Consider the following 685-nt stretch of genomic DNA (forward strand, 5'->3'; position numbering starts at 1 on the left):
CAGGGCTGGCATTGCTTTTAGGGATTGGCTGCGTCGGTAAAGCGGCCATCTGCACGCCGCTTTCACAGGCTTCGCAAACGTATTTTTGTCGTGCATGCACCAAGACTTGAACCACCGCCGGAATAATATCCAATTGCTCGCTGGTGTCTTCGCCGATGTGTTTTTTGGCGCAACCGCAGGCGCAGATTTTATCGGCCAAAGGAAGATCATGTTCAATGCGTACACGGGGTAATTCAGCCGGTAAAGGCTTACGGCCGGATGTTTTTTTAACGGGCTTTGGTGTTTCAGCCAGGGGCAATTCCGAGTGTAAGGATTCGGCGTCTATCGACTCGGCCGTATCCGCTGCAGAGGCATCGGCCTCGCATTCAACCTCATCGAACAGTTCGACTTGTTGATCACTTTTTTCGCTGCTTTTACCAAACTGGCGCTGCTTAAACAGAATGATCTGTTCTTCCAAAAACTGGATGCGTGATTGTTTTTGGTTAATTAATTGTTCTTTATTTTTTAACTGATTATTTTTTTCTTCCAATAATTGATGCTGCGCTAAAAGCTGTTGTTTTAGAGCAGAAATGTCATCAGGTAAGTGATCCGTCGGTGGTGTTTTCATGGGTTGGAGTATACCAACCCTGGTTAATTCATGGCAGTGTAAAATAAGGTTTCATGCGGTTTATTATTAAAAATATCC

At 45.3% G+C, this 685-nt stretch carries 1 protein-coding gene; it reads right to left on the reverse strand.

The features are described from left to right. Nucleotides 1–607, reverse strand: a 607-nt coding sequence (locus WG929_RS20880; RefSeq protein WP_416207610.1) for an IS66 family transposase, incomplete at its 3' end; no start/stop codon positions are given. Between the last annotated feature and the right edge of the window lie 78 nt (nt 608–685).

The organism is Oceanobacter antarcticus, assembly GCF_044962685.1.
Lineage (GTDB): Bacteria > Pseudomonadota > Gammaproteobacteria > Pseudomonadales > Oceanobacteraceae > Oceanobacter > Oceanobacter antarcticus.